Annotated in this window: 18 protein-coding genes; 14 read left to right on the top strand and 4 right to left on the bottom strand. The window is 62.5% G+C overall.

The features are described from left to right. The first annotated feature begins 218 nt into the window (after positions 1 to 218). A complete protein-coding gene (locus ACT89O_RS11855) occupies positions 219 to 593 on the top strand; it encodes a PilZ domain-containing protein (RefSeq protein WP_055397452.1) in 375 nt (124 codons plus the stop codon). 116 nt (positions 594 to 709) lie between these two features. Here ACT89O_RS11855 and ACT89O_RS11850 read toward each other — a convergent pair whose 3' ends face one another. Continuing rightward, positions 710 to 2,395: a long-chain fatty acid--CoA ligase gene (locus tag ACT89O_RS11850; RefSeq protein WP_487262753.1), complete on the bottom strand. Its 1,686-nt coding sequence runs from the start codon at positions 2,393 to 2,395 to the stop codon at positions 710 to 712. 230 nt (positions 2,396 to 2,625) lie between these two features. Here ACT89O_RS11850 and ACT89O_RS11845 point away from each other — a divergent pair, with 230 nt between their 5' ends. The 8 genes from ACT89O_RS11845 (at position 2,626) to ACT89O_RS11810 (ending at position 12,849) form a co-directional block, all read left to right on the top strand. Next, the gene (locus ACT89O_RS11845) at positions 2,626 to 5,415 is read left to right on the top strand and encodes a type I restriction endonuclease subunit R (protein WP_487262752.1); all 2,790 of its coding nucleotides are present in this window, start codon (positions 2,626 to 2,628) and stop codon (positions 5,413 to 5,415) included. Further along, on the top strand, positions 5,412 to 6,830 hold the full coding sequence (locus tag ACT89O_RS11840) for a restriction endonuclease subunit S (RefSeq protein ID WP_487262751.1): 1,419 nt from the start codon (positions 5,412 to 5,414) through the stop codon (positions 6,828 to 6,830). The genes ACT89O_RS11845 and ACT89O_RS11840 overlap by 4 nt, the downstream gene beginning before the upstream one ends. A 54-nt stretch (positions 6,831 to 6,884) precedes the next feature. Further along, positions 6,885 to 8,789, top strand: a complete 1,905-nt coding sequence (locus ACT89O_RS11835; RefSeq protein ID WP_487262750.1) for a GmrSD restriction endonuclease domain-containing protein — start codon at positions 6,885 to 6,887, stop codon at positions 8,787 to 8,789. Positions 8,790 to 9,054: 265 nt separating this feature from the next. Further along, the gene (locus tag ACT89O_RS11830; RefSeq protein ID WP_487262749.1) at positions 9,055 to 9,732 is read left to right on the top strand and encodes a hypothetical protein; all 678 of its coding nucleotides are present in this window, start codon (positions 9,055 to 9,057) and stop codon (positions 9,730 to 9,732) included. A 68-nt stretch (positions 9,733 to 9,800) separates the two neighbouring features. Continuing rightward, complete coding sequence (locus ACT89O_RS11825; RefSeq protein ID WP_487262748.1) at positions 9,801 to 10,367, top strand: nucleotidyltransferase domain-containing protein; 567 nt, start codon at positions 9,801 to 9,803, stop codon at positions 10,365 to 10,367. Further along, positions 10,364 to 10,816, top strand: a complete 453-nt coding sequence (locus ACT89O_RS11820; RefSeq protein ID WP_487262747.1) for a DNA-binding protein — start codon at positions 10,364 to 10,366, stop codon at positions 10,814 to 10,816. Before ACT89O_RS11825 ends, ACT89O_RS11820 begins: the two co-directional genes overlap by 4 nt. Next, positions 10,813 to 12,309 (top strand): type I restriction-modification system subunit M, encoded by a 1,497-nt coding sequence (locus tag ACT89O_RS11815; RefSeq protein ID WP_487262746.1) that lies wholly within the window; start codon positions 10,813 to 10,815, stop codon positions 12,307 to 12,309. The genes ACT89O_RS11820 and ACT89O_RS11815 overlap by 4 nt, the downstream gene beginning before the upstream one ends. Before the next feature lie 183 nt (positions 12,310 to 12,492). After that, positions 12,493 to 12,849, top strand: a complete 357-nt coding sequence (locus ACT89O_RS11810) for a hypothetical protein (protein ID WP_121419921.1) — start codon at positions 12,493 to 12,495, stop codon at positions 12,847 to 12,849. Positions 12,850 to 12,896: 47 nt separating this feature from the next. Here the strand turns inward: ACT89O_RS11810 and hrpA are convergent, their stop codons facing one another. After that, the gene (hrpA, locus tag ACT89O_RS11805; RefSeq protein WP_487262745.1) at positions 12,897 to 16,973 is read right to left on the bottom strand and encodes an ATP-dependent RNA helicase HrpA; all 4,077 of its coding nucleotides are present in this window, start codon (positions 16,971 to 16,973) and stop codon (positions 12,897 to 12,899) included. Between the two features lie 139 nt (positions 16,974 to 17,112). Here hrpA and ACT89O_RS11800 point away from each other — a divergent pair, with 139 nt between their 5' ends. Beyond that, positions 17,113 to 18,975, top strand: a complete 1,863-nt coding sequence (locus ACT89O_RS11800; RefSeq protein ID WP_487262744.1) for a serine hydrolase domain-containing protein — start codon at positions 17,113 to 17,115, stop codon at positions 18,973 to 18,975. A gap of 36 nt (positions 18,976 to 19,011) precedes the next feature. On the opposite strand, the gene ACT89O_RS11795 is transcribed toward ACT89O_RS11800, so the two are convergent. Continuing rightward, positions 19,012 to 19,143: a hypothetical protein gene (locus tag ACT89O_RS11795; protein WP_487262743.1), complete on the bottom strand. Its 132-nt coding sequence runs from the start codon at positions 19,141 to 19,143 to the stop codon at positions 19,012 to 19,014. A 163-nt stretch (positions 19,144 to 19,306) separates the two neighbouring features. On the opposite strand from ACT89O_RS11795, the gene ACT89O_RS11790 reads away from it, so the two are divergent. The 3 genes from ACT89O_RS11790 to argA all read left to right on the top strand — a co-directional run bounded on the left by ACT89O_RS11790 (position 19,307) and on the right by argA (position 23,038). After that, the gene (locus ACT89O_RS11790) at positions 19,307 to 19,558 is read left to right on the top strand and encodes a hypothetical protein (RefSeq protein ID WP_218299689.1); all 252 of its coding nucleotides are present in this window, start codon (positions 19,307 to 19,309) and stop codon (positions 19,556 to 19,558) included. A 19-nt stretch (positions 19,559 to 19,577) separates the two neighbouring features. Further along, on the top strand, positions 19,578 to 21,608 hold the full coding sequence (locus ACT89O_RS11785) for an AAA family ATPase (RefSeq protein ID WP_487262742.1): 2,031 nt from the start codon (positions 19,578 to 19,580) through the stop codon (positions 21,606 to 21,608). Between the two features lie 83 nt (positions 21,609 to 21,691). Further along, positions 21,692 to 23,038 carry an amino-acid N-acetyltransferase gene (argA, locus tag ACT89O_RS11780; RefSeq protein ID WP_055397476.1) on the top strand — a complete coding sequence of 449 codons (1,347 nt, stop codon included), beginning with the start codon at positions 21,692 to 21,694 and terminating at the stop codon, positions 23,036 to 23,038. Here argA and blaACA read toward each other — a convergent pair. Beyond that, positions 23,025 to 23,939 carry an ACA family class A beta-lactamase gene (gene blaACA, locus ACT89O_RS11775; protein WP_487262741.1) on the bottom strand — a complete coding sequence of 305 codons (915 nt, stop codon included), beginning with the start codon at positions 23,937 to 23,939 and terminating at the stop codon, positions 23,025 to 23,027. The genes argA and blaACA overlap by 14 nt on opposite strands. Positions 23,940 to 24,035: 96 nt before the next feature. Here blaACA and ACT89O_RS11770 point away from each other — a divergent pair, with 96 nt between their 5' ends. Further along, positions 24,036 to 24,905 carry a LysR family transcriptional regulator gene (locus ACT89O_RS11770; protein ID WP_487262740.1) on the top strand — a complete coding sequence of 290 codons (870 nt, stop codon included), beginning with the start codon at positions 24,036 to 24,038 and terminating at the stop codon, positions 24,903 to 24,905. The last annotated feature ends 41 nt before the right edge of the window (positions 24,906 to 24,946 follow it).

Here is a 24,946-nt window from a genome sequence, read left to right as displayed (position 1 = left end):
CCACCTGCCCACAGCAACGCCAACAGCACTGCCCATCGCAGCCAGCCGACGCAATGGCTCCCGAACCAGTACACGCATGGACTCACAGCTTGGCCCTATCGAAATCAGGGAAATAAGACCCATGGTAACGAAAGCTTGCAAAAACATCCAAATGCAATCTGCCACCGCCGGGCTTGGAGTAGCATGTGTCCACCCCCCGCTTCGCCCAGGAGACAGCGATGCCCCACGAACGCCGCCACTTTGTCCGCGTCGGCTTTGACGCACCGGCCCTGCTGACCACATCCACCGACGCATTCAGCGTGCATGTGCTGGACCTGTCCCTCAAAGGCGCGTTGATCATGGTGCCCGCGCAGGCCGACCTGGAGCCGGGCATGCTCTGCCAGCTGACCATTCCCCTGGCCGAAACCGGCAACCACATCGCCATGTCCACCGAAGTCGCGCATACCGAAGGCCTGCACACCGGCCTGCTGTGCCGGGGCATCGATCTGGACAGCGTGACCCACCTGCGCCGCCTGATCGAACTGCAATTGGGCGACCCCGCCTTGCTGGAGCGCGACCTGGGCGAGCTGACGCTGGCTACGCCATCCCACTGACCCGGGGCATGGAAAAAAGGGCTACCGATGGCAGCCCCTGATTCCGATTCCCGGCCTGGCCACACGCCAATGGGCCACAGCGGCTGCTGCCACTGCAACTGCTACTGCCACTTCCCCTACTGAGCCTCCTGCTCCTGCAGCGCCCGCCACATCACCTTGCCACTGCCGCTCTTGGGCAACGCCGCCACAAACTGCACGATGCGCGGCACCTTGTAGACCGCCATGTTCTCGCGGCACCAGTCGATGATCTGCTGCTCGGTCGTGTCCTGGTGCGTGGCGCGCAGCACCACTACCGCCTTGACCGTCTCGCCCCGGTAGCTGTCTTTGGCGGCGATGATGCAGGCCTCCTGGATGGCCGGGTGGCGGAACATCAGCGCCTCGACCTCGGCAGGCCAGACCTTGAAACCGCTCGCGTTGATCATGCGCTTGAGCCGGTCGGTCAAAAAGAAATAGCCGTCCTCGTCCATGCGCCCCAGGTCCCCCGAACGGAAGAAGCGCTTGCCCTCGAACTCGATGAAGGCCGAGGCCGTGGCATCGGGCCGCTTCCAGTAACCCTCGAACACCTCGGGGCCATGGATGATGATCTCGCCCTGCTCGCCCACCGGCAGCTCCTGCAGCGTGTCGGGGTCGATCACCCGCGCGTCGGTGCTCATGAACGGAATGCCCAGGCACTGCTGCTTGGGGTGGTCGGGCGGGTTGGCGTGCGACGGAGCGGCTGTCTCGGTCAGGCCATAGCCCTCGGAATACCGCAGGCCATACTGCTCCAGCAAGCGCTGCGCCACGGCCTGCGGCATGGCGGCCCCACCACCACCGATATAGGCCAGGCTGGACAGGTCATAGCTGGCAAAGTTCGGGCTGCCCAGCAGGTCGATGACCATGGTGGGAATGTTGGTCCAGGTGGTGACCTTGTAGTGCGATATCAGGCGCCCAGCCAGGTCGCGGTCCCACCGGGGCATGATGACCAGCGTGGCGCCGCAGTAAATCGACGTGTGCATCACGCTCACCATGCCGGTGATGTGGAACATGGGCACCACCGCCAGCGTCACATTGTCGGCAGACCCATTGCCCCACAGGCTGGCGGCCACCGTGTTGTGCATGATGCTTTTGTGCAGGTGCATACAGCCCTTGGGCAGGCCTGTGGTGCCACTGGTGTAGGGCAGCAGCGCCAGGTCGGCCGGGCCTACCGACAGGGCGGGTGGCGCTTCCGCACAGGCCAGGGCGTCCGTCCAGGCGTGGGCCTGCCCGCCCTCCAGTCCAGGCAGCGGGTGGCGCGCGCCCAGCCAGTCCATCCATGCTTCAGGCGGCGCATCGATGCCGGTCACGTTCACGTCGAACGCATCCGAAAACTGTGTGACCACCAGATGCGCCAGCCGCTCGCCAGGGGCCAACGCATTGCTGGCCTTGGCCATATCCGGTGCCAGATCACCGGTAGTGATCGCCACCTTGGTGTCGGGATCGGTGATGTAGTGCTTGAGCTCTTCGGCCCGATTCATCGGATTGACCGGCACCACCACCGCATTGGCCCGCAGGATGGCGAAATGCGCCATCACCAGCTGCGGGCAGTTCTGCATGCACAGCACCACGCGGTCGCCCCGCTGCACCCCCAGTTGCCCCAGCCTGGCGGCCAGGCGCTCAGCGCTCTCCATCAACTGGCGGTAGCTCGTCGTGCTTCCAAAAAACACCAGCGCCGCCTTGTCGGGGTAACGGCGTGCATTGGTTGCCAGGTTGTCCCACAGTGAGGTGGCAGGCAGCGTGATGGACTTGGGCAAACGACGGGGCCAGAACTGGTAGTGAGGGCGCATGGGCAAACAGTCTCCTTGTTCCCAGCAGCCTAGATGGCCCACCTGCACCAAGCAAGGGGAATGCCCCCATGATCGTCACCCATGTGACGCATGGCACCCCGCCGAAGGTCGGGCTTACTCGCCTTGTTCACGCAAGCACATGGCCGTGTGCTCGCAATCCATCGCCCTGCCACAAACCATTAACCAAATGTATCGGTCGCCCCTAGAATGGCCCGCAGGGAGGAACACGCATGACGCCAGAGGCGAAGGCCAGGCTAACTATCGATGCACTGCTGACAGCAGCAGGCTGGCACGTGTGCAACGTTGCAGACGCCAACATCCACGCAGCCGTGGGCGTGGCGATTCGCGAGTTCCCCCTGAACCCTGGCTTTGGCTATGCCGACTACCTGCTCTACGTCAACGGCAAAGCCTGCGGCGTGATCGAAGCCAAAAAAGAAGGCGCCACCCTGACCGGCGTAGAGCTGCAAAGCAGCCGCTACGCCAAAGGCCTGCCCACCACCCTGCCCGCCTGGAACCGCCCCCTGCCCTTTGTGTGGGAAAGCACGGGCGTAGAAACCCACTTTACCAACGGCCTGGACCCCGAACCCCGCGCACGCAGCGTGTTCGCCTTCTTCCGCCCCGAACTGCTGGTGCAATGGCTGGCGCTGCTGCCACCAATGATGAACGGCAACGGCGTCAGCGAACCACCCAGCACCTTCCTGGCCCGCATGCGCAACATGCCCAAGCTGGTGACCGAATGGGGCAGCGGCGGCGCGCACTACCAGCTGTGGCCTGCCCAAATCGGCGCCATTACCAACCTGGAAAAATCCTTGGCCGACAACAAACCCAAGGCCCTGATCCAGATGGCCACCGGCAGCGGCAAAACCTTTACCAGCATCGGCTTCATCTACCGCCTCGTCAAGTTTGGAGGCGCGCGCCGCGTGCTCTTTTTGGTAGACCGGGGCAACCTGGCCCGCCAGACCAAGAAAGAGTTTGACGCCTACGCCAGCCCCTACAACAACTACAAGTTTGGGGAGGAGTACATCGTCCAGCACCTGCAGGGCGGCCACATCGACACATCCGCCCGCGTGGTCATCTGCACCATCCAGCGCATGTTCAGCATGCTCAAGGGGCGCGAGCTGGCCGACGAGGCCGACGAAGAAAGCACCGAACGCATCGAAGGCCTGTTCAAAGACCCCGAGCCCATTGGCTACAACCCGGCCATCCCCATCGAGAGCTTTGACATTGTTGTGACGGACGAGGCCCACCGCAGCATCTACAACCTGTGGCGCCAGGTGCTGGAGTACTTTGACGCGTATCTGATCGGCCTTACCGCCACGCCCAACAAGCAGACCTTCGGCTTCTTCAACCAAAACCTGGTCATGGAATACGGCCACGCCCAGGCCGTGGCCGATGGCGTGAACGTGAACTACGACGTGTACCGCATCAAAACCGAGGTGGGCGAAAGCGGCGCCAAGGTAGACAAAGGCTTTTGGCTGGAGACGCAAGACAAAGCCACCCGCCGCAGAACCGCCTGGCAGCTGGACGACGACTTTGAATACCAGCCCGAAGAGCTGGACCGCGCCGTGCAAACGCCCGACCAGATCCGCACCGTGGTGCGCACCCTGCGCGACCGCTGGCAGCCCGACATGTTCCCCGCCCGCACCGAGCTGCCCAAAACCCTAATCTTTGCCAAAGACGACAACCACGCCGAAAAGATTGTGGAAATCCTGCGCGAAGAGTTTGGCCGTGGCAACGAGTTTGCGCAAAAGATCACCTACCGCAGCGCCCAAGGCGGCGGCACCAGCCCCGAGCAGCTCATCAAAGACTTCCGCACCGGCTACTACCCCCGCGTGGCCGTCACCGTGGACATGATCGCCACCGGCACCGACATCAAGCCGGTGGAAATCGTCGTCTTCATGCGCAGCGTAAAAAGCCGCAGCTTCTTCGAGCAGATGAAAGGCCGTGGCGTGCGCGTGTGCAACCCCACCGACCTGGCCGCCGTGAACCCCGGCGAACACATCAAAAAAGACCACTTCGTCATCGTCGACGCCGTGGGCGTGTGCGAGCGCGACAAAACCGACAGCCGCCCCATGGACCAGAAGAAGAGCGTGCCGCTGGACAAACTGCTGCAAGCCGTGAGCCTGGGCAACGTGGAAGACGAAGTGCTGAGCAGCATCGCCGCCCGCCTGGCCCGGCTGGACAAAGATGCCGTTGATGCCGACCGCGCCAAGGTGGTGGAGCTGAGCGGCGGTAAAACCCTGCGCGACCTGGCACGTGGCATTGTGGAAGCACTCGCCATCGACGCCACCCAAGACATGCCGCCCGCCGAGGCAGACCAGCGGTTGAGAGATTCAGCCAAGCCCTTCGCCGCACCCGCATTGCGCGAGCAGCTATTAAAAATGAAGCAAAAGGCAGACTTGGTGATCGACGTGGTCACCCAAGACAGCCTGCTGCATGCCGGCTTTAGCGAGGGCAGCGACCGCGCCAGCGCGCTGGTGCAAAGCTTTGAGCAGTTCATCACCCAGCACAAAGACGAAATCATCGCTCTGCAAATTTTGTACAGCCGCCCCACGCGTGCCCCGCTCAAGTTTGAAGACGTAAAAGCCTTGGCCGACGCCCTGCACGCACCGCCGCTCAACATTGACGAGGGCGCCCTGTGGCAGGCCTACGCTACGTTGCGCAAAGACAAGGTGAAAGGCGCCAAGCAGCGGCGCCTGCTTACCGACCTGGTCAGCCTGGTGCGCTTTGCCATGCAGCAGACCAACGAGCTGGTGCCCTACCCAGAGCGCGTGCAGGTCAACTTCAAAGCCTGGCTGGCCCAGCACCAGCAGGCGCACACCACCAACCCGTTCACCCAAGAACAACAACACTGGCTAGAAATGATCCGCGACCACATCGCCGCCAACCTCGGCATTGAAATAGACGACTTCGAATACGCCCCCTTCAACGCCCAAGGCGGCCTGGGCAAGGTGCACCAGCTCTTTGGCGCGGAACTGCCCATGGTGATTGAGGAATTGAATCGGGAGTTGGCGGCGTGACGACGGCACAACTAGGAGAAGTCGCCAGCATCGTTCGTGGAATCGCATTTCCAAAAGAAGACAAACGCGCCGAACCCCTACCCGGACACGTTGCATGCCTGCGAACAACCAATGTTCAGCGCACGGTCGAATGGGAAGACCTTTGGTTTGTTCCTGAGAAGCACGTAAAGCGCGACGAGCAACTCGTTCGCTCCGGTGACATCCTGATTTCCACTGCAAACAGCTATGAACTTGTCGGCAAAGTTGCACCGGTTGCTGGTATGCCCCACAAGGCAACACTCGGCGCGTTCATTTCGCTGATCCGACCGAATGAACGTGTCGAGCCGAAGTTTTTGTATCACCAGCTTGCTTGGGGCAAAACGCAATCACGCATTCGTGAAACGGCGTCAACCACCACAAACATTTCCAACGTCTCGACCAAAAAGTTGCTGACGTTAGAGATGTTCACGCCTTCCTTGGAGGTGCAGCGCGAAATCGTCGCCGAACTCGAAAAACAGTTCTCCCGCCTCGACGAAGCCGTCGCCAACCTCCAGCGCGTCAAAGCCAACCTCAAACGCTACAAAGCCTCCGTCCTCAAAGCCGCCGTCGAAGGCCGCCTTGTAGAAACCGAAGCCACCCTGGCCCGCCGCGAAGGCCGCGCCTACGAGACCGGCGAGCAGCTTTTGCAGCGGATTCTTGAGGAGCGGCGGGTGAATTGGGCGGGCAAGCGGAAGTACCGCGAACCAGTGACTCCTGAAACCGAGGCACTGTCTGAACTACCTGAAGGCTGGGCATGGGCATCGCCTGAGCAGGTGTCGGCAGGCGAACCATATTCATTGGCGATTGGTCCTTTTGGTAGCAGTTTGAAGGTGAGCGACTACAAAACCGAAGGTGTGCCTTTGGTCTTCGTGCGCAATATCCGTTCTGGGTCATTCGGTGGTGAAAACACTGTCTACGTCACTGCTGATAAGGCTGTAGAGCTTTCTGCACATTCGGTGGAGGCAGGCGACATTCTTGTGACCAAGATGGGGGACCCACCGGGGGATGTGTGTCGCTATCCGGCGAATCGCCCACCTGCCGTGATTACCGCCGATTGCATCAAGTTACGAGTAATCAAACTCGGCATCGATCCGTCATTTATTGAGTACGCCATGGCCTCGCGGGTCGTTCAAGACCAAATCTTAGGGATCACCAAAGGCGTTGCGCAGTTGAAAGTCAATTTGGCGAACTTCAGCTCTATTGCATTGCCTGTACCGCCTCACGCAGAGCAAGCACGAATCGTCGTCGAAGTCGACCGCCACCTGTCCATCATCCGCGAAGTCGAAGCCGAGGTCGACGCCAACCTCCAGCGCGCGCAGGCGCTTCGGCAATCTGTATTGCAACGTGATTTTTCAACGGCGTCGCCAAATGCCGACGCCCTGCAACCTACACACTGATTTGTTAAGCCACACCCATTAACGACTTAATTGAAAGAAGAAGGTCAAATCCCCATGGCAGGTTCCACTTTTCAAACTAACCCCTATGACTTGTCCAAGTTGCTGGAGGACTGCCATCGTGGTGTTCTACAGCTCCCAGATTTTCAGCGGAGCTGGGTTTGGGACGAGGACCGCATCAAAAGTCTGATCGCGTCGATTTCGCGCTCATTCCCAGTGGGTGCATTGATGACGCTCGACACCGGAGGCGATGTCAACTTCAAACCTCGGCCAGTGGAAGGCGCGCCCGCCGCAGCGAAAGACATGAAGCCGAATTCGTTGCTCCTCGATGGGCAGCAGCGCATGACGTCTCTTTATCAGGTGACCATGCGGGGCAAAGTAGTTGAAACAGTGACGCCCAAGAAAAAGAAGGTCAAGCGTTGGTTTTATATCGACATTCGCAAGGCGCTGGACCCATCTGTGGACCGGGAAGAGGCCATCCTGGGCGTGCCCGAAGACAAGATTGTGCGAGGCGAGTTTGGGCGAGAAGCGGGACCCGATCTTTCAACCAGCGAACAAGAATACAAGCTACTCATGTACCCGGTTTCAAAGGTATTTGACTGGGATCGCTGGCAGGACGGCTTTGATAAGGCATGGCCCGGTGATTCCAACGAATCGGTGCGTGAAGAATTTCGCCGTTTTAAGCGTGATGTGCTGGAGAACTTCAAGTACTACCGGGTTCCCGTCATAGCGCTCGACCGCTCAACCACCAAAGAAGCCGTATGCGTCGTCTTCGAGAAAGTGAATACAGGCGGCAAGCCCTTGGACGCTTTCGAATTGGTGACCGCCATGTATGCAGCCGAGGGCCACGAACTGCGCAAAGACTGGTACGGAGATGATGGCCATAAGGGACGTCACAGCAGGTTTGTGGAAACCTTGCGGCCTGCTGGTTCGGAGGCCGGAATCATTGCCAATGTTGGAAACACCGATTTTCTGCAAGCGGTCTCTTTGTTTTATACCCGCGAGCGTCGGCGGGAAGCAGAAAAAGCAGGCAAGCAGGGCAAGGAACTGCCAGCAGTCACTGGAAACCGCCAAGCCTTATTGGACCTTCCGCTAGCCGCCTACAAGCAGTATGAAGAGCAGGTGGAGCAGGGATTCTTGAAGGCGGCGAAGTTTCTCCACATGCTTCACATTTATCGCATTTTCGATCTCCCCTATCAGTCGCAAATCGTGCCGCTGGCCGCCATCCTTGCGGACATCGGATCGGACTGGGAGCATGAGGCTAATCGCGCAAAGTTGGTTCGCTGGTACTGGAACGGTGTTTTTGGCGAGCTTTATGGCTCAGCTGTCGAAACCCGAATCGCAAAGGACTTCACGGAAGTACCGGTGTGGCTGAGAGGCGGGCCAGAGCCCTCGACAGTAAGCGAGACGATGTTCCGCGCAGATCGACTCAAAACCATGCGTATGCGTCTCTCCGCCGCCTACAAGGGAATCAATGCCTTGTTGATGAAAGAGGATGCCCAAGACTTTCGTTCAGGGCAAAAATTTGACCACACTGTTTTCTTCGGGGAGAACGTCGATATTCATCACATCTTCCCTCAGGACTGGTGCAAAAAGCAGGGCATCAAGCCGTCGGTGTTCGACTCCATCATTAACAAAACCCCGCTGTCGTTCAGGACCAACCGGATCATTGGCGGCGTGGCCCCATCGGTCTATCTAAAGAAGTTGGAACAGGGTGACCCAACAACGCCCGGTATCGATCCGCAAAAGCTGGACACGTACCTCCGTTCGCACCTGATCGACCCACCACTGCTTCGCGCCGACAGTTTTGAGTTATTCATGGCTGATCGGCAAAAGCGGCTGCTGGCATTGATTGAGCAAGCCACTGGAAAAGCGGCCTATGTGGGAGAAGCCGGGGAAGATGGCATCGAAGTCGAAGCAGACGACGATGCAGTCGAAGCCGACATGACGATCACCGCGTGACCTCAGAGCTAAACCATTGCTGATCGATGAGCACACTCTCATAGTCCCCACATCGATGCTGTGGGGTCGCCAACCCTCTGAACGAACGGCTGCAGACCGAAAAAGATTCAAGAAACCGAAGCGGCACAGTAAGCCAATCACTTCATTTTTGATAGCTGGTAGCGCTTGATACATAAGCGCTAGAGGCCATTTTCACTCATAGCCTTGCCACTGACGCCAGATCAGTTTATATTCAATATTCGCGATTTGCGAATATTGAATACCCATGCAACTCAAGCCCCAAGACTTTCTGGTCACCCTCAAGCTCGTCGCCTGGGGTGAGCAGCGCTGGACGTATGCACGGCTGGCGCTGGAACTGGGCATCAGCGTGTCAGAGGCGCATGCCTGCATCAAACGCGGGTTGTTGGCGGGGCTGTTGCTGCCCAACCGTGAGCCGCCACCTGCCGCCAGCAAGGGTGGCCCCGATGCAAACAAGATGGGCAGCGATTTGGCCGCACAAGAGCCCATGGGCATTTACCGCGTCACCCGCAAGCGGGTGCGCCGTGCGGCCCTGCCGGATGATGCGGAGGCGGCAGCCGACAACCCGGTGCGCCCCCACGCCCGCAACCTGGCGGAATTTACCTTGCATGGGGCCAAGTACGCCTTCCCTGCCGTCAAGCTGCCTTTAGTGGCCGGTGTGCCCACCAGCCACAGCGCGCCCGCCTTTGCCGGGGTGTTTGCGCCGGGCAGCACAGACTTTGTGTGGCCGCACCCCAACGGCACGGTGCGCGGCGTGGGCATAGAGCCGCTGCACCCTGCCGTGCCCTTTGCCGCAATGCAGGACGCCAAGCTGTACGAGCTGCTGGCGCTGTTTGACGCCCTGCGCATAGGCAAGGCCCGCGAGCGGGGCATGGCGCTGGAGCGGCTGCAGGTGCTGATTGACCCAAGCCCACCCGAAAATTGAAGGACTCTGTCTATGGTTAGCCGGATCGTTCTCAATTTTGCTTCATATGAAGCTAAAATTGCTTCAACATGAGCTTGGCGCACTTTTTACTTGGGCAATCGCGATCAGCGGTCCTCAGCACGCTTTTTCTGCGGCCGGAAGCCGCATTGCATGTGCGTGAGCTGGCCCGATTGACCGGCGTATCCCCCGGATCGCTGCATCGCGAGTTGCGCAACTTGGCCGCAATGGGGTTGCTGTTGCGCCAGGAAACAGGTCGTCAGGTGTACTACCGTGCCAACCCACAATGCCCGATCTATGAAGAACTAACAGGCTTGTTGCGAAAGACGGCAGGGTTGGTAGACGTGATACGAGAGGCTCTTTTGCCCCTTGCGGACAAAGTGGAGATGGCTTTTGTGTATGGCTCGATGGCGCGTGGAGAGGAGCATGTACACAGCGACGTCGACGTCATGCTGGTGGGAGACTTGGAGTTTTCTGAGGTCGTGCTGGCTTTGTCCGACACCCAAACCACGTTGCGCCGTGAAGTCAATCCCACGGTGTTGTCGCGAGCGGAGTTCGAGGACAAGCTTCTGCAATCGGATAGCTTCGTGGCGCAAGTGTGGCGCGGAAGCAAGTTGTGGGTGATGGGGGAGCCATGAGTCTGGAAAACCTTATCAAAATCCATCAACTGCAGCGCCACACCGCCACCGCAGAAGAGGTGCAGCGTTTGCTTGCCGCCGCCAATCGAAATCTGGCCGACAGCGCAGTAGCGGGCCTGAGTGAGGAAACGCGGTTTGACGCAGCCTATAAAACCATCATGCAATGCGCGATGATGGGGTTGATGGCCAACGGCTACAGGCCATCGACGACAACACCGGGCCACCACCAAACCATGATTCAAACCTTGGGTTTGACCATGGGGGTTGGTAAAGAAGTTTGGATTGTTCTCGACTCGCTGCGCAAGAAGCGCAATCTCAACGACTATTCGGGTGATTTGATTGAGCCTGCAGCAGTGCGTAATTGCATTAGCCACGCCCAATCCCTTTTGACCCATACACATCAGTGGCTCAGCGAACACCGGCCTGAACTACTACGTAAACACCCGTGAACACCACCACCCACTCCCTCGTCCAGAAGCTCTGGAACTACTGCAACGTGCTGCGCGATGACGGCATGAGCTATGGCGACTATGTGGAGCAGCTCACGTACCTGCTGTTCCTGAAGATGGCCGATGAACGCGCGCAGCCGCCTTACAACCAGCCCAGCATCGTGCCTGCCGAATACGCATGGGGTTCTCTGCTGGCCAGGGACGGCGACGATCTTTTCGAGCATTACCGCCACATTCTCGAAAGGCTGGGGCACGAGAAGGGCACGCTGGGCCTGATTTTTGGCAAGGCGCAAAACAAGTTTCAAGACCCGGCCAAGCTGCGCCGGGTGATTGTGGATTTGATCGGCGCTGAAACCTGGACGGTGCTGGGCGCAGATGTAAAAGGCGATGCCTACGAAGGCCTGCTGGAGAAAAACGCCCAAGACACCAAGAGCGGTGCAGGCCAGTACTTCACACCCCGGGCGCTGATCCAGGCCATGGTGGAGTGCATGGAACCCAAACCGGCCGAGCGCATTTGCGACCCGGCTTGCGGCACGGGTGGCTTCTTATTTACCGCGCACAACTACATCACAAGCCACAACAAGAGCCTGACGCGCGACCAGCTCAAGCACCTGAAGGAAAAGGCCTTTACCGGCTACGAACTGGTGCAGGCCACGGCACGGGTGTGCGCCATGAACATGATGCTGCACGGCATTGGCTCTGAAAAATCGGTGCCCGTGGTGGTGGGCGATGCGCTGGCGGCTGACCCTGGCGAGCGTTTTGAGGTGGTGCTGGCCAACCCGCCGTTTGGCAAGAAGAGCAGCACCGTCATCGTGGGTGAAGACGGCCGCACCAGCACCGAAAAAGACACGATTGAGCGCGACGACTTCTGGGCCACCACCAGCAACAAGCAGCTCAATTTTGTGCAGCACATCAAGACGCTGCTCACCACCCACGGCCGCGCAGCCGTGGTGCTGCCCGACAACGTGCTGTTTGAAGGCGGCGCGGGCGAGACCATTCGCAAAAAGCTGCTGCACGAGTGCGATGTGCACACCCTGCTGCGCCTGCCCACGGGCTTATTCTACGCCCAGGGCGTGAAGGCCAACGTGCTGTTCTTTGAAAAGAAGCCCGCCAGCGAAACGCCGTGGACGAAGCAGCTGTGGATTTACGACCTGCGCACCAACAAGCATTTCACGCTCAAGACCAACCCGCTGACCCGCGCGGACCTTGACGAGTTTGTGGCGCTGTACCGCGCCGATAGCCGCCAGCAGCGGCAAGCCACGTGGTCGCCAGATACACCCGACGGCCGCTGGCGCGCCTACAGCTACGACGAGCTGGTGGCGCGGGACAAGACGAGCCTGGACATCCTCTGGCTCAAAGACGAATCACTGGCCGACAGCGACAACCTGCCCGCACCGGGCGTGATAGCGCGCGAGATTGTGGAAGACCTGGAGGCAGCATTGGCGCAGTTCAGACTGATTGCGGGCGACCTGGGAGAGGCTGTGGAAGAATGAGTGCGCAAAAGCTACCTCTCTGCTGACGGTACAGCGAACTATGCCTGCCTGCTGCTTTCTTGGCCTGTTGCTTCTTCCGCTGGTATCCAACAACGGGCATCAGAAGCATCTTGCGCATGAGTCAGGGCGGCCAACGACACTCGCCGCATCGCCCATACACACTCAGCCCCCTCATTTCACGCCATGCTGACCTTCCTTTACTACGCGCTCATGCTCCTTGTTGGCTACGTGTGGTACCGGTATGGGCAAAAGCTGCTGAACCAGGGCCTGCGGGATGAGAACGATGAGCTCACCAAACCTCCGGTCGGGCCTATCGGCTTTCTGCTCGTTGCCGCTGTGGCGTGCTACCTGTTGTTCGCAGCCCTGCGCGCATTGGTTCTGCGCGAAATTCCGTGCGTCGGCAAGGGCTGCGCGGGACAGATCTACACACTCGCAGAGCACGCTGGCCCGTACTGGGCCAACCTCTTCTTCTTGGTGTGGCTGGTGCTGGCGCTGGGCTATGCCATGTATGTAACAGTCAGGATCTGGACCAGGCCCTGACACGCGCGTGCCGCAGGCCTGACCTCGCGCGCCCCACAGGCCACGGCTCAGCTATTGACCTGCGCCCACAGCTTGTCCAGCCGCTTCACGCTCACCGGCTGGGGCGTGCGCAGCTCCTGCGCAAAGAAGCTCACGCGCAGTTCCTCCAGCAGCCAGCGCAGTTCTTGCATGCGCGCATCCACCTGCCCCTTGCGCTCGGCCACCAGGCGCCAGTAACGCTGCTCTTGCGGGCGCAGCTCGGCCAGCTTGGCAGCGTCGCGGGCGGGGTCGACGCGGTATTTATCAAGCCGCAGCGTGATGGCCTTGAGGTAGCGGGCGTAGTGGGCCAGTTGCGTCCACGGGGCCACGGCAATGAAGTTCTTGGGCACCAGGCGCTGCAGCTGCTGCAGTGCGTCCGCAGTGGCTTCGGGGGCGTTTTTGGTGTCCTTGATCTTGCGGGCGGCGGCTGCGTATTCGGTGAGGATGGTGGCGGCCAGGCGCGCCACCTCATTGGCGATCAACGTGAGGCGCCCCCTGCCCTCTTCAACGCGGCGTTTGAAGGCAACTTCGTCGGTGGGCAGCGGGTCGAGCAAAAAGGCCCGGTCCAGCGCCACGTCGATGATCTGGGTGCGCAGCTCTTCCTGCGTACCCAGGGGCATGTAGGCCACGGCCATCTTTTGCAGGTCGGGGATGTTTTTTTCCAGGTACTTGAGGGCGTCCTTGATCTGCAGCGCAAACAGGCGGCGCAGGCCCGCGCGGTGTTTGGCGGCGGCGACTTCGGGCTCGTCAAAAACCTCGATGGTCACAGCGTCGCCGCCGTCGATGAGTGCCGGAAAGCCGATCAGCGTCTGCCCGGCCTTTTTGATCTCCATCAGCTCGGGCAGCTCGCCAAACGTCCAGGTGGTGTAGCGCTGGCCTGCGGGGGTCGATGGGGTGACGCTCGCAGGTTTCGCGGTGGCGGGCGCTGCCCCCTTTACTCCTGATTTAGTAGCTGCTTGCGCTTTACCATCAAGCGCTGGAGGCATTTTTGACTCATTTTTTTCACTCTCTGCCGCCCCGCCACCGAGCTTGAGCCCTGCCAGCGCCTGGAATGCGCCGCGCGCCTTGGCGCCCCATTCGGCCTTGAGCGCGCCCAGGTTGCGGCCGTGGCCCAGCTGGCGGCCGTGCTCATCCACCACGCGGAAGTTCATGAACAGGTGGGGGCTGAGCATGTCGAGCTTGAAGTCCGCCCGCTTCACGTCGAGCGAGGTTTCGTCGCGCACCTGCTTGAGCAACACATCGGTGAGGCTGCCGGTGCCAAAACGCTCGGGCGTGCCCAGCAGCGCGGCCAGACGGGTGGCGGACTCGGGCAGCGGCACAAAGCGGCTGCGTGGGCGCTGCGGCAGGCTTTTGAGCAGCGCCTGGATCTTGTCCTTGAGCATGCCCGGCACCAGCCATTCGCAGCGCTCGTCGCTCACCTGGTTGAGCACGAAGAGCGGAATGGTCACGGTGATGCCGTCGCGCGCATCGCCGGGCTCGTGCAGGTAGCTGGCGGCGCAGTCCACACCACCGAGGCGCACGGTGCGTGGGAAGGCATTGGTGGTGATGCCTGCGGCCTCGTGGCGCATCAGTTCTTCGCGGGTGAGCTTGAGCAGGTCGGGCTGTTTTTTACTTTCTTCGCGGTACCAAGCCTCAAAGCTGTGGCCGCTGCATACCTCGGGCGGCAGCTGCTGGTCGTAGAAGGCGTAGATGAGTTCGTCGTCCACCAGCACGTCCTGGCGCCGCGACTTGTGCTCCAGCTCTTCGACCTTGGCAATGAGCTTCTGGTTGGCGGCCAGGAAAGGCAGCTTGGTCTCCCAGTTGCCTCCCACCAGCGCCTCGCGGATGAACACCTCGCGCGCAGCGTGCGGGTCTACCTTGCCGAAGTTCACGCGGCGGTTGTTGTAGACCACGATGCCGTAGAGCGTGGCGCGCTCCAGCGCCACCACTTCCGCAGACTTTTTCTCCCAGTGCGGGTCAAGCAGCTGCTTGCGCAGCACATGCCCGCCAATCTGCTCCAGCCACTGCGGCTCGATGGCCGCGATGCCCCGACCGAACAGGCGTGTGGTTTCCACCAGTTCCGACGCCACGATCCAGCGGCCGGGCTTCTTGTTCAGGTGCGCGCCGGGGTGTTTGTAGAACTTGATGCCGCGCGCGCCCAGGTACCAGTCTTCCTCGTCGCTCTTGGCGCCCACGTTGCCCAGCAGCCCGGCCAGCATCGACAGGTGCAGCTGCTCGTAGCTGGCGGGCTGGGTGTTGATCTGCCACTTGTGCTCGGTGACCACCGTGAGCAGCTGGGTGTGGATGTCGCGCCACTCGCGCAGGCGCCGGATGCTGATGAAGTTCTGGCGCAGCAGCTGCTCGTACTGGCGGTTGCTGAGTTTGTGAGTCGCGGCGGGGACGGCGGCGGGTACAGCAGGCGCTGCGGCAGGACTGCCCCCGCCACTGCGCTGCGCCACCGGCAAGTAGGCCTGCGACGGCGCTTTCTGCGCAGCCATGGCCTTCTGGGCGCGGGCCGATGGCAGGCTGGGTGCTCCGCCGCGTGCTTCGTTGATCCACTTCCACAGCTTGAGGTAGCCGCTGAACTCGCTCTTGTCGTCGTCGAACTTGGCGTGCGCCTGGTCGGCCTGCTGCTGCGCCTCCATGGGACGGTCGCGCACGTCCTGAACGCTCAGGGCGCTGGCAATCACCAGGACTTCATCGAGCGCCTTGCGGTCGCGCGCCTCGATGATCATGCGGCCAACGCGCGGGTCCAGCGGCAGGCGCGACAGTTCCACGCCCATGGGGGTCAGCTCGTTGGCGTCATCCACCGCACCCAACTCGGCCAGCAGCTGGTAGCCGTCGGCGATCGCGCGGCCCGAAGGCGCCTCGATGAAGGGGAACTGCGTCACGTCGCCCAGATGCAGCGACTTCATGCGCAGGATGACGCCTGCCAGCGATGACCGCAGGATTTCGGGGTCGGTAAAACGGGGGCGGCCATTGAAACCGGCCTCGTCATACAGGCGAATGCAGATGCCGTTGGCCACTCGGCCGCAGCGGCCAGCACGCTGGTTGGCGGCGGCCTGGCTGATGGGCTCGACCAGCAGCTGCTCGACTTTGCTACGGAAAGAATAGCGCTTCACGCGCGCTGTTCCTGCGTCAATGACGTACCGCACGCCTGGTACGGTGAGCGAAGTCTCGGCCACGTTGGTGGCCAGCACGATGCGGCGGCCCGTGTGGCCGTCAAAGATGCGGTCCTGCTCCGCCTGGGACAAACGCGCGAACAGCGGCAGCACCTCGGCATTGCGCATCACGGGCTGGTGCGACAGGTGCTTGCGCAGGTGGTCGGCCGCTTCGCGGATCTCTCGCTCGCCGGGCAAAAACACCAGGATGTCACCGGCCGCATTGCCTTGCCACAGCTCGTCCACACCATCGGCAATGGCTTCGTTCAGGCCGTAGTCGCGGCTTTCTTCAAACGGGCGATAGCGCTGCTCCACCGGGAAGGTGCGGCCCGACACCATGATGACGGGGGCCGGGCCCTTGGCCGACTCAAAGTGCTTGGCAAACCGGTCCGCATCAATCGTGGCCGAGGTAACGATGACCTTCAGATCAGGCCTGCGCGGCAGGATCTGGCGGATGTAGCCCAGCAGGAAGTCGATGTTGAGGCTGCGTTCGTGCGCCTCGTCAATGATGATGGTGTCGTAGTTTTTCAGCAGCGGGTCGGTCTGCGTCTCGGCCAGCAAGATGCCGTCGGTCATGAGCTTGACGGAGGCATCGCGCGACAGGCGGTCCTGGAACCGCACCTTGAAGCCCACCACATCGCCCAGCGGCGTGTTCAGCTCTTCGGCAATGCGCTTGGCCACGCTGCTGGCCGCAATGCGGCGCGGCTGGGTGTGGCCGATGAGCTGGCCCTTGGTGCCTGGCCTGGCGTTGCACTTGCCCCGGCCCAGCGCCAGTGCAATCTTGGGCAACTGCGTGGTTTTGCCGGAGCCCGTTTCGCCGCACACGATGATGACCTGGTGCTTCTTGATGGCCTCCATGATCTCTTCGCGCTTGCCCGATACGGGCAGGGACTCAGGAAAGGTGATGCGCAGCGGCGCAGTGCGCGGGGCGGTTGGCAAGGGGTGGGGAGGCGCGGATTCGGTCATGGAGGGCTGCATTATCCGAGCCGGGCGTTGGCCGCGTGCAACACGGGCCATGCGCGCGGTTGCCAGCCCGGGTGCGGGGCTTCCACAATCGCGCCTCGACTGGCGATGCCTCCGCGGCCAATGCCCCCAGGAATACCGAATGCCCCGACAGCCATCCGCCCAGAACCTTGTTGATCAGCCCCGCCTTTTTCCTGCATCGCGCCGTGGTTGGCTGACCTGGGCGGGCACCAGCGCGATGGCTTCGCTGCTGCCCGGTTGTGGTGGCAGCAGCACTGCGTCCCCCACCCTCACAACGACCATTGCCTGGGGTCGCAAGGAAATTCGCGAAGCCATGCAAAGCAGCAAGATGCGGGCGGCCTCCGTGGCACTGCTGCACAACGACCACATCGTCTGGCAAGAGGCCTTCGGGGCGCTGGATGCAAACGCCACCACGCCCGCCACGCCCGACACACGCTTTAACGTCGGCTCCGTCAGCAAGGTGCTCGCGGCGCTGGCCATCATGGTGCTGGTAGACCGCAGGCTCGTGCAGTTGGATGCTCCGGTGGTGGCCTACCTGCCGCAGTTCGCGATGCTGTCGCCGGGCTACCGCGACATCACCGTCCGGCACCTGCTGAGCCATGCCTCGGGGTTGCCCGGCACCTACCTGCACAACATGTTTGCCTTTGCGCCGCTGCCGGGCTATGCCGCCGAGGTGGAGGCAGCCATGGCCAATGTGCACCTCAAGCACGCCCCCGGCGCCATGGCGGTGTACTGCAACGACGGTTTCACGCTGATCGAGCGCATCGTGCTGGCCGTCACCGGGCAAACCTACCCGGCGTTTGTGCAGTCCGCCCTGCTCAACCCGCTGGGCATGGCCCGATCAGGCTATACGCTGCAGCCGTTGCCACCGGGCAGCTTTGCCCCCGGCAGCATCAACGACGCGCCGCAGGGCCAGGAGTTCGTGATGGGCTACGCCACGGGCGGGCTGTGCACCACACCCGGCGACATGATGAAGCTGGCCGCCATGCTCATCCAGGGCGGCGAGCACGATGGCCAGCGCATTGTGTCAAAAACCAGCGTGGCCGAGATGGGCAGGATTCAGAACCAGGGCATGCACCCCAGCCTCACCCCCGACTGGCAGTCGGGCCTGGGCTGGGACAGTGCGCGGCACCCGGGCTTGAACGCTGCGGGCGTGCTCGCGTGGCAAAAGAGCGGCGGCACCATGTTTTATTCCAGCGACTTCTGCGTGCTGCCCCAGGCGGGCATGGCGGTCATGATCACCGGCAACGCCGCCAGCTTCAAGCCGGGCCCGATTGCCGAGGGCATTGCGCTGCGCGCCTTGCAGGAGACAGGGCAATTGCGTGTACTGCCGCCCCGGGTCTCGACCGCCGCCCCCGCCATGGCCACCGCATCTTCCAGCGCGGTGGATGCCTTGCTCGGCATCTATGGCAACTATTCCGCGCCCATCAAAGCCGTCTCGCCCGACCGCCAACAGGTTGACCTGTGGTCGTGGAACCCAAAACTGCTGGACTGGAAAAACCTGAGCACCGGGCTTCGCCTGCGCAGCGATGGCTGGTGGTGGTCAGACGCCCAGCCTGGCACCCACTACCGCTGGGAGCAGTCCGAAGGCCGCCGCTACCTCCTTGCGCGCGAGGCCGCCACGGCGGGGCACTACTGGATCACCGTGCCCATCGGCCAACAGATGCCGCCCGCACCCGGCCCCCTTGCCGCCCCCTGGACTGCGCGGCTCGACAGCAACTGGCTGCTGACCAACGAAGCACCCACATCCATTCCGCTGGCCATTGGCGTGGGGGCCTCCAGACTTCGGGAGCTGCCCGAACTGCCCGGCTACCTGTTCTGGGACGAGAGCCAGTTCCTGCTGCCCTTGTCGGCGGACCGGGCCGGCATGACCGTGCAGGTGCCGCTCAACGCGGGCCGTGATCTGGTGGAACTCGTGGTGCAGACGCGCGACAAGGAAGAATGGATACACGCGGCTGGTTGGATCTACCGGCGCCAAGCCTGAAAACTGCGCTGTTCATCCCCCACCGCACTGTTCTTTTCAAGCGACAAATTCAGCCGATTGCGGCGCCTTCGGCTTGCCAAGCGCCGTGGGCATCGCCACAATTCGCGCTTCTTTCAGGCCGCGCCCGCCGCAACGGCAGCCCCTGAAAACACTGGAGGTCACCACCATGTTTGTTCCCTTGTTCGCTCCCGCCTGACCACAGTCCACCGCCCCGGCTGGACTGTGCATTCACAGCAAGTCCAGCCACGGCAAGCGCGTTCCTGCATCCATTCATTGCAGCGCACCACAAGCCCTGGCTCCATTGCCGGGGTTTTTTGTTTGTGGAGTGCACATGAGTGCCAAAAAACTGTCTCGGGCCTTCGCCCAGGGCGAGCTTAAAAAGCTGCGCCGCATGAAGGCGCCCCTGGTGTTGAAGCTCGAAGCCTCGGGCCCGCCCCGAAATCCTGTGGCCGCCGCGCTGGCCCAACGCAGCCTGTCCAGTGCGGCAGGCAAGCACATCCGAACCCGTGGCGCCCAGCGCCGTGCGGACAACGTCGCCCTGCGCAAGGCGATCCAGACATCCCGCTTCACCGAAAGCGACTGATACAAAACGATTGAAAACCATGGACCTTTCTACCCTTCAAGAAACCACGCTGCGCGAGCGGCACACACCGGGCACCGCCCACCGGGAGCTGCTGGCCCAGCGCCAGCGGGCGCTGGCACAGGCCGCAGCGCAGCTCAAGGCCGAGCTGTTTGGCATCGACGACGTGATCGACCGCGTGATCGATGCCATCCGCGCCTGGTACGTTTTGCCCCAGCTCATCACCCGCCCCGTCATCGTCTGCCTGTGGGGCCTGACGGGCACGGGCAAGACCCAGCTCACGCGGCGCCTGGCGCAGCTGCTGGGCTTTTACGACCGATTTGTCGAAGTGCAGATGGACGGCTTCAGCCACGGCGCGAGCTACCGCAGCTCGTCCATCTCGGGCATGCTGGGCGACTCCGGCATCCACGAGGGCGCACCAGGCATGCTGGTGCTGGACGAGTTCCAGCGCTTTCGCACGGTGAGCTCCAAGGGCGAGGAGGTCAAGGTGGAGCGCTACCAGGATGTATGGACGCTGCTGTCCGACGGGCGCTTGCCGCCCGCTTTGAGCGCCCTGACCAACATCGAGCGCAAGCTGGCCGATGCGCACTACGAAGCCGAGCGCGCCGACGACAACGAGGAGGAGCGCGCCGGCAAGAAGCCCTACCGCTTTCAGCTCGACGCCTGGGACGCGCAGGAACTCAAGCGCATGCTCAAGCTCTCGGAGCCCCTGGCCGAGATCATGCAGTGGCCGCCCGCGCAGGTGCAGGCGCTGTTCACGCGCTTCCAGCAGTCGCACCATGCGTGGGAAACCGACTACAGCAAGCTGCTGGTGTTCGTCTGCGGCAACCTTGACGAGATGTACCACGAGACCGCGCAGCGCGTGGAAGACTGCGACACCGATGCCGACATCTTCCACCGCCTCACGCGCAAGCTCTCGCTCATCGATGTGAAGAAGGCGCTCAGCGAACGCTTCAAGCCTGAGCAGATCGCGCGGCTGGGCAACGAGCATGTGATCTACCCATCGTTCAACAAGGCCACCTACGAGCAGCTCATCCGCAACCTGTGTGCGCGGTATTGCGACGACATTGCCGCCCAGTGCGGCGTGCGCTTTGCCATCGGGCAGGACGTGCACGATGAACTGTATGCCAACGCGGTGTTTCCGGCCCAGGGCACGCGGCCGCTGTTCTCGTCGGTGCATGCCATCCTGAGCGCCAATTTGGTCAACGCCGCGCTCTGGGTGCTGGAACAGCAGCTGCCCCTGGCGCAGGACTTTGGCATCACGCTGGCGACCGACAAGCGCCATCTGGTGGTCCTGGGCGCTAGCGCCCAAGGCATTGAGCAGCAGGCGCAATTTGCGGTGACGCTGGAGCTCAACCGCCTCAAGCAGCGCGCCAATGCCGACTTCCGCGCACTGCTGGCCGTGCACGAAGCAGGCCACGGGCTGGTCTACTGTCTGCTGTTCGGCCAGGCCCCGCAGGAAGTGAAGATCAACATCGCTTCGTTCGAGGGCGGCTACAACAGCTTTGCGGGCCTGAAGGTCACAACGCGGCAGAACGCGCTCGACATGATGTGCGTGGGTCTGGCGGGCCGCGTGGCCGAGGAGCTGGTGTTTGGTGAAATGGCCTGCACGACCGGCGCGGAGCAGGACTACAAGCAGGTCACGGCCGAGGCTGCGCGCTTCATCCGCCACCATGGATTTGGCACGCGACTGTCCCGCACCGACGTCACGGTGGAGCTGGACAACCACCTCAACACCGACGTGGAACCCAGCAACGCCGCCATCGAGGAACTGCTGCAGTCCCAATACCAGCGCGCCAGCGCCCTGCTGGGCCAGTACCGGGGTGCCCTCACCCGCCTGGTAGAGGCCCTGCTGGACCACGGCATGATCGCCCAGCCCGAGATGCAGGCGCTGATGGCCCAAAGTGGCGTGGCCATTGCGGTGGCAGCCCAGACGGGGCCTGACGAAGCTTTGATCCTGGAGCCCTTTGCGGCCCGGCTGGCGGCGTTTCGGCAACAAACCGGGGGCCAGGCTGCAACTGCCCCAGACAGCGAAAGCCCTGCATGCTTATGATGCGCGACTTGGCGGCCCTGCTCAGCTGCCTTTCATTGCCAGTTTTTCCGTAGCTCCAAGGCCACCCACCGCTCTCCACTGCCATGTCCGCCGTTTTCAACTTCACCTTCGTCCCCTGGTTCCGCTCGGTGGCGCCTTACATCCACAAGTTCCGCAACCAGACGTTTGTGATCGGGCTCACGGGTGAGGCGATTGCGGCCGGCAAGCTGCACAGCATTGCGCAAGACCTGGCACTGATCCAGGCCATGGGCGTAAAGATTGTTCTGGTCCACGGTTTTCGCCCACAGGTGAACGAACAGCTGGCCGCTAAGGGCCATGCAGCCAAGTATTCGCATGGCATCCGCATCACCGACTCGGTGGCGCTCGATTGCGCGCAGGAGGCTGCGGGCCAGTTGCGTTATGAAATCGAGGCCGCCTTCAGCCAGGGGCTGCCCAACACGCCCATGGCAGGCGCCACCGTGCGGGTGATCTCGGGCAACTTCCTGACCGCGCGGCCCGTGGGCATCGTGGATGGGGTGGATTTTCAGCACTCGGGCCTGGTGCGCAAGGTGGATGTGGCAGGCATCCAGCGCACGCTGGACATGGGCGCACTGGTGCTGCTGTCGCCGTTTGGCTTCTCGCCCACGGGCGAGGCTTTCAACCTGAGCATGGAAGAAGTGGCCACCAGCGTGGCCATTGAGCTGCGGGCTGACAAGCTGATCTTCTTGACCGAGGTGCAGGGCATCCGCATGTCGCCCACCGAGCCCGAAAGCGACGACAACCCCATCGACACGGAGCTGCCCCTGGCCGCCGCGCAGGCCCTGCTGGCCCAGCTGCCGCCCGCACAACAGCCCACCGACACGGGCTTTTATCTGCAGCACTGCGTGAAGGCCTGCAAGGCGGGCGTGGAGCGCAGCCACATCCTGCCGTTTGCGGTGGATGGATCACTGTTGCTGGAGGTGTATGTGCACGATGGCATCGGCACCATGGTCATTGACGAAAAGCTGGAAGAGCTGCGCGAGGCCACGATTGACGACGTGGGCGGCATCCTTCAGCTCATCGAGCCGTTTGAGAAAGACGGCACGCTGGTCAAGCGCGACCGCACCGAGATCGAACGCGACATTGCCACCTACACCATCATCGAGCACGATGGAGTGATCTTTGGCTGCGCAGCGCTCTACCCCTACCCCGAGGCCAAGACGGCCGAGATGGCCGCCGTGACGGTGTCACCGCAAAGCCAGGGCACGGGCGATGGCGAAAAGCTGCTCAAGCGCATCGAGCAACGCGCGCGGCTGCAAGGGCTGGACAGTATCTTTGTGCTCACCACCCGCACCATGCACTGGTTCATCAAGCGCGGATTCCAGCCCGTGGACCCGGACTGGCTGCCCGATGCTCGCAAGCGCAAGTACAACTGGGACCGGCGCAGCCAGGTGCTGGTCAAGAAGCTCTGAACGTCTCGCGCGCCGCCGCCACGGCCCGCGCTACCTGCGCAATCGCCGCATCTCGCTGCTCGGGCTTGGCGGTAGACCGCGTGAGATAACACGTCACCAGCACCGGAGCGCCTCCAGCCGGAGGCCACATCACCGCCACATCATTGGCCGTGCCGCTGTCACTGGCAGTGCCCGTCTTGTCCCCCACCTTCCAGTCCGGCACACCCGCGCGCAGGCGCTTGTCGCCCGTGCTCGTCTCTACCAGCCAGCGCTGCAGCCAGGCGCGCGACGGGGGCGTGAGTACATCGCCCAGCACCAGCTTTTGCAGGGTCTGCAGCATGGCCTGCGGCGTGGTCGTGTCGCGCGGGTCGCCCACCTTGGCTTCGTTCAACGTGGGCTCGGTGCGGTCCAGCCGTGTGATGCTGTCGCCCATTGACCGCACAAAGGCCGTGAACCCCGCCGGGCCGCCGTGGCGCGCCAGCAGCACGTTGGCGGCGGTGTTGTCGCTCAGGCTCACGGTGGCAGAACACAGCTCGCCCACCGTCAACCCGCCCCCATCGCCCGCACGGGGGCCGCTGACGGGTGAATACGCCACCACATCGCCCGCAGCGTAGTGCACGCGGGCATCCAGTCGCTCCTTGCCCTGGTCCACCAGCGCCAGCATCCAGCCCGCCAGCACCGCCTTGAAAGTGCTGGCCATGGCAAAGCGCTCGTCCTGGCGCCAGCCCAACTGCAGGCCCGAGCCCGTGTCCAGCATGGCCACGCCCAAGCGGCCCTGGGCAGTGCGTTCGATGTTGGCGAGGGTCTCGTTCCATTCGCGGGTGGTCTTGTCGCGGTTCGCTGCGTTGCTGGTGGCCGCGCAACCCCAAAGAGGCATGGTGGCAGCGGCCGTCAAACCCAAGGAAAACTGTCGTCTTTGCATAAAAATTGGAGGTGAGTGAAGACAAGGCCTGAACGATAAAGAGCTTGAGTCCAAAGCACCATCGACAATAATTGCCGCCAGCCCCTAGAAAAACTTATGCATCTCCCGCTCAATGCCTTGCGCGCGTTCGAAGCCTCGGCGCGCCACCTCAACCTGACGCGGGCGGCCCAGGAGTTGCACGTCACGCAGACAGCGGTCAGCCAGCACATCCGCAAGCTCGAAGAGCGCCTGGGCAAGCCACTGTTCCGCCGCCTGCCGCGTGGCCTGGCGTTGACGGACGAAGGCCAGGCGCTGCTGCCAGTGGTGACGGAATCGTTCTCCAACCTGGCGCGTGCCCTGGAAAAACTGGGCGACACCCGCCCGCGCGAAGTGCTGACCGTGGGCGCCGTGGGCACCTTTGCCGTGGGCTGGCTGCTGCCCCGACTGCGCGACTTTCAGCAGGCCTGCCCGTTTGTGGACCTGCGTCTGCTCACGCACAACAACCGGGTGGACATGGCGGGCGAAGGGCTGGACTATGCGATCCGCTTTGGGGACGGCGCCTGGCATGGCACCAACGCCGAACGCATCATGGACGCGCCCATGTCGGTGATGTGCACCCCGGCCCTGGCCAACAGCCTGCGGGTGCCATCAGACCTGGCGCGCCAGCCCCTGCTGCGAAGCTACCGCACCGACGAATGGTCCGCCTGGTTCGAGGCGGCCGGCGTGCCCTGCCCCGTTGTGCGCGGCGCGGTGTTCGACTCGTCGCTCACCCTGGCCGAAGCGGCGGCCCAGGGCGCGGGCGCCGCGCTGCTCCCGGCGTGCATGTTCGAACGCGAACTGCGCCAGGGCCGCCTGGTGCGACCGTTCGCGCTGGAACTGCGCCGGGGCGCCTACTGGCTCACACGGCTGCAATCCCGGCCCGTGACGGCGGCCATGCACGCCTTTCACGGCTGGCTCGCCACAGCTCAGAAAACTAAACAAAAATAGGCTTCATCGCTTTACCCATAAGCGTTAACAGCTATTAATTG

It is taken from the genome of Acidovorax sp. NN32, from assembly GCF_057597245.1.
This window is presented reverse-complemented; position numbering and strand designations above follow the sequence as displayed.

Coding starts and splice junctions, on each gene's coding strand:
- ACT89O_RS11855 (WP_055397452.1), top strand. CDS start 219: ATGCCCCACGAACGCCGCCACTTTGTCCGCGTCGGCTTTGACGCACCG.
- ACT89O_RS11850 (WP_487262753.1), bottom strand. CDS start 2,395: ATGCGCCCTCACTACCAGTTCTGGCCCCGTCGTTTGCCCAAGTCCATC.
- ACT89O_RS11845 (WP_487262752.1), top strand. CDS start 2,626: ATGACGCCAGAGGCGAAGGCCAGGCTAACTATCGATGCACTGCTGACA.
- ACT89O_RS11835 (WP_487262750.1), top strand. CDS start 6,885: ATGGCAGGTTCCACTTTTCAAACTAACCCCTATGACTTGTCCAAGTTG.
- ACT89O_RS11830 (WP_487262749.1), top strand. CDS start 9,055: ATGCAACTCAAGCCCCAAGACTTTCTGGTCACCCTCAAGCTCGTCGCC.
- ACT89O_RS11825 (WP_487262748.1), top strand. CDS start 9,801: ATGAGCTTGGCGCACTTTTTACTTGGGCAATCGCGATCAGCGGTCCTC.
- ACT89O_RS11820 (WP_487262747.1), top strand. CDS start 10,364: ATGAGTCTGGAAAACCTTATCAAAATCCATCAACTGCAGCGCCACACC.
- ACT89O_RS11810 (WP_121419921.1), top strand. CDS start 12,493: ATGCTGACCTTCCTTTACTACGCGCTCATGCTCCTTGTTGGCTACGTG.
- hrpA (WP_487262745.1), bottom strand. CDS start 16,973: ATGACCGAATCCGCGCCTCCCCACCCCTTGCCAACCGCCCCGCGCACT.
- ACT89O_RS11800 (WP_487262744.1), top strand. CDS start 17,113: ATGCCCCGACAGCCATCCGCCCAGAACCTTGTTGATCAGCCCCGCCTT.
- ACT89O_RS11795 (WP_487262743.1), bottom strand. CDS start 19,143: ATGGTGGTGACCTCCAGTGTTTTCAGGGGCTGCCGTTGCGGCGGGCGC.
- ACT89O_RS11790 (WP_218299689.1), top strand. CDS start 19,307: ATGAGTGCCAAAAAACTGTCTCGGGCCTTCGCCCAGGGCGAGCTTAAA.
- ACT89O_RS11785 (WP_487262742.1), top strand. CDS start 19,578: ATGGACCTTTCTACCCTTCAAGAAACCACGCTGCGCGAGCGGCACACA.
- argA (WP_055397476.1), top strand. CDS start 21,692: ATGTCCGCCGTTTTCAACTTCACCTTCGTCCCCTGGTTCCGCTCGGTG.
- blaACA (WP_487262741.1), bottom strand. CDS start 23,939: ATGCAAAGACGACAGTTTTCCTTGGGTTTGACGGCCGCTGCCACCATG.
- ACT89O_RS11770 (WP_487262740.1), top strand. CDS start 24,036: ATGCATCTCCCGCTCAATGCCTTGCGCGCGTTCGAAGCCTCGGCGCGC.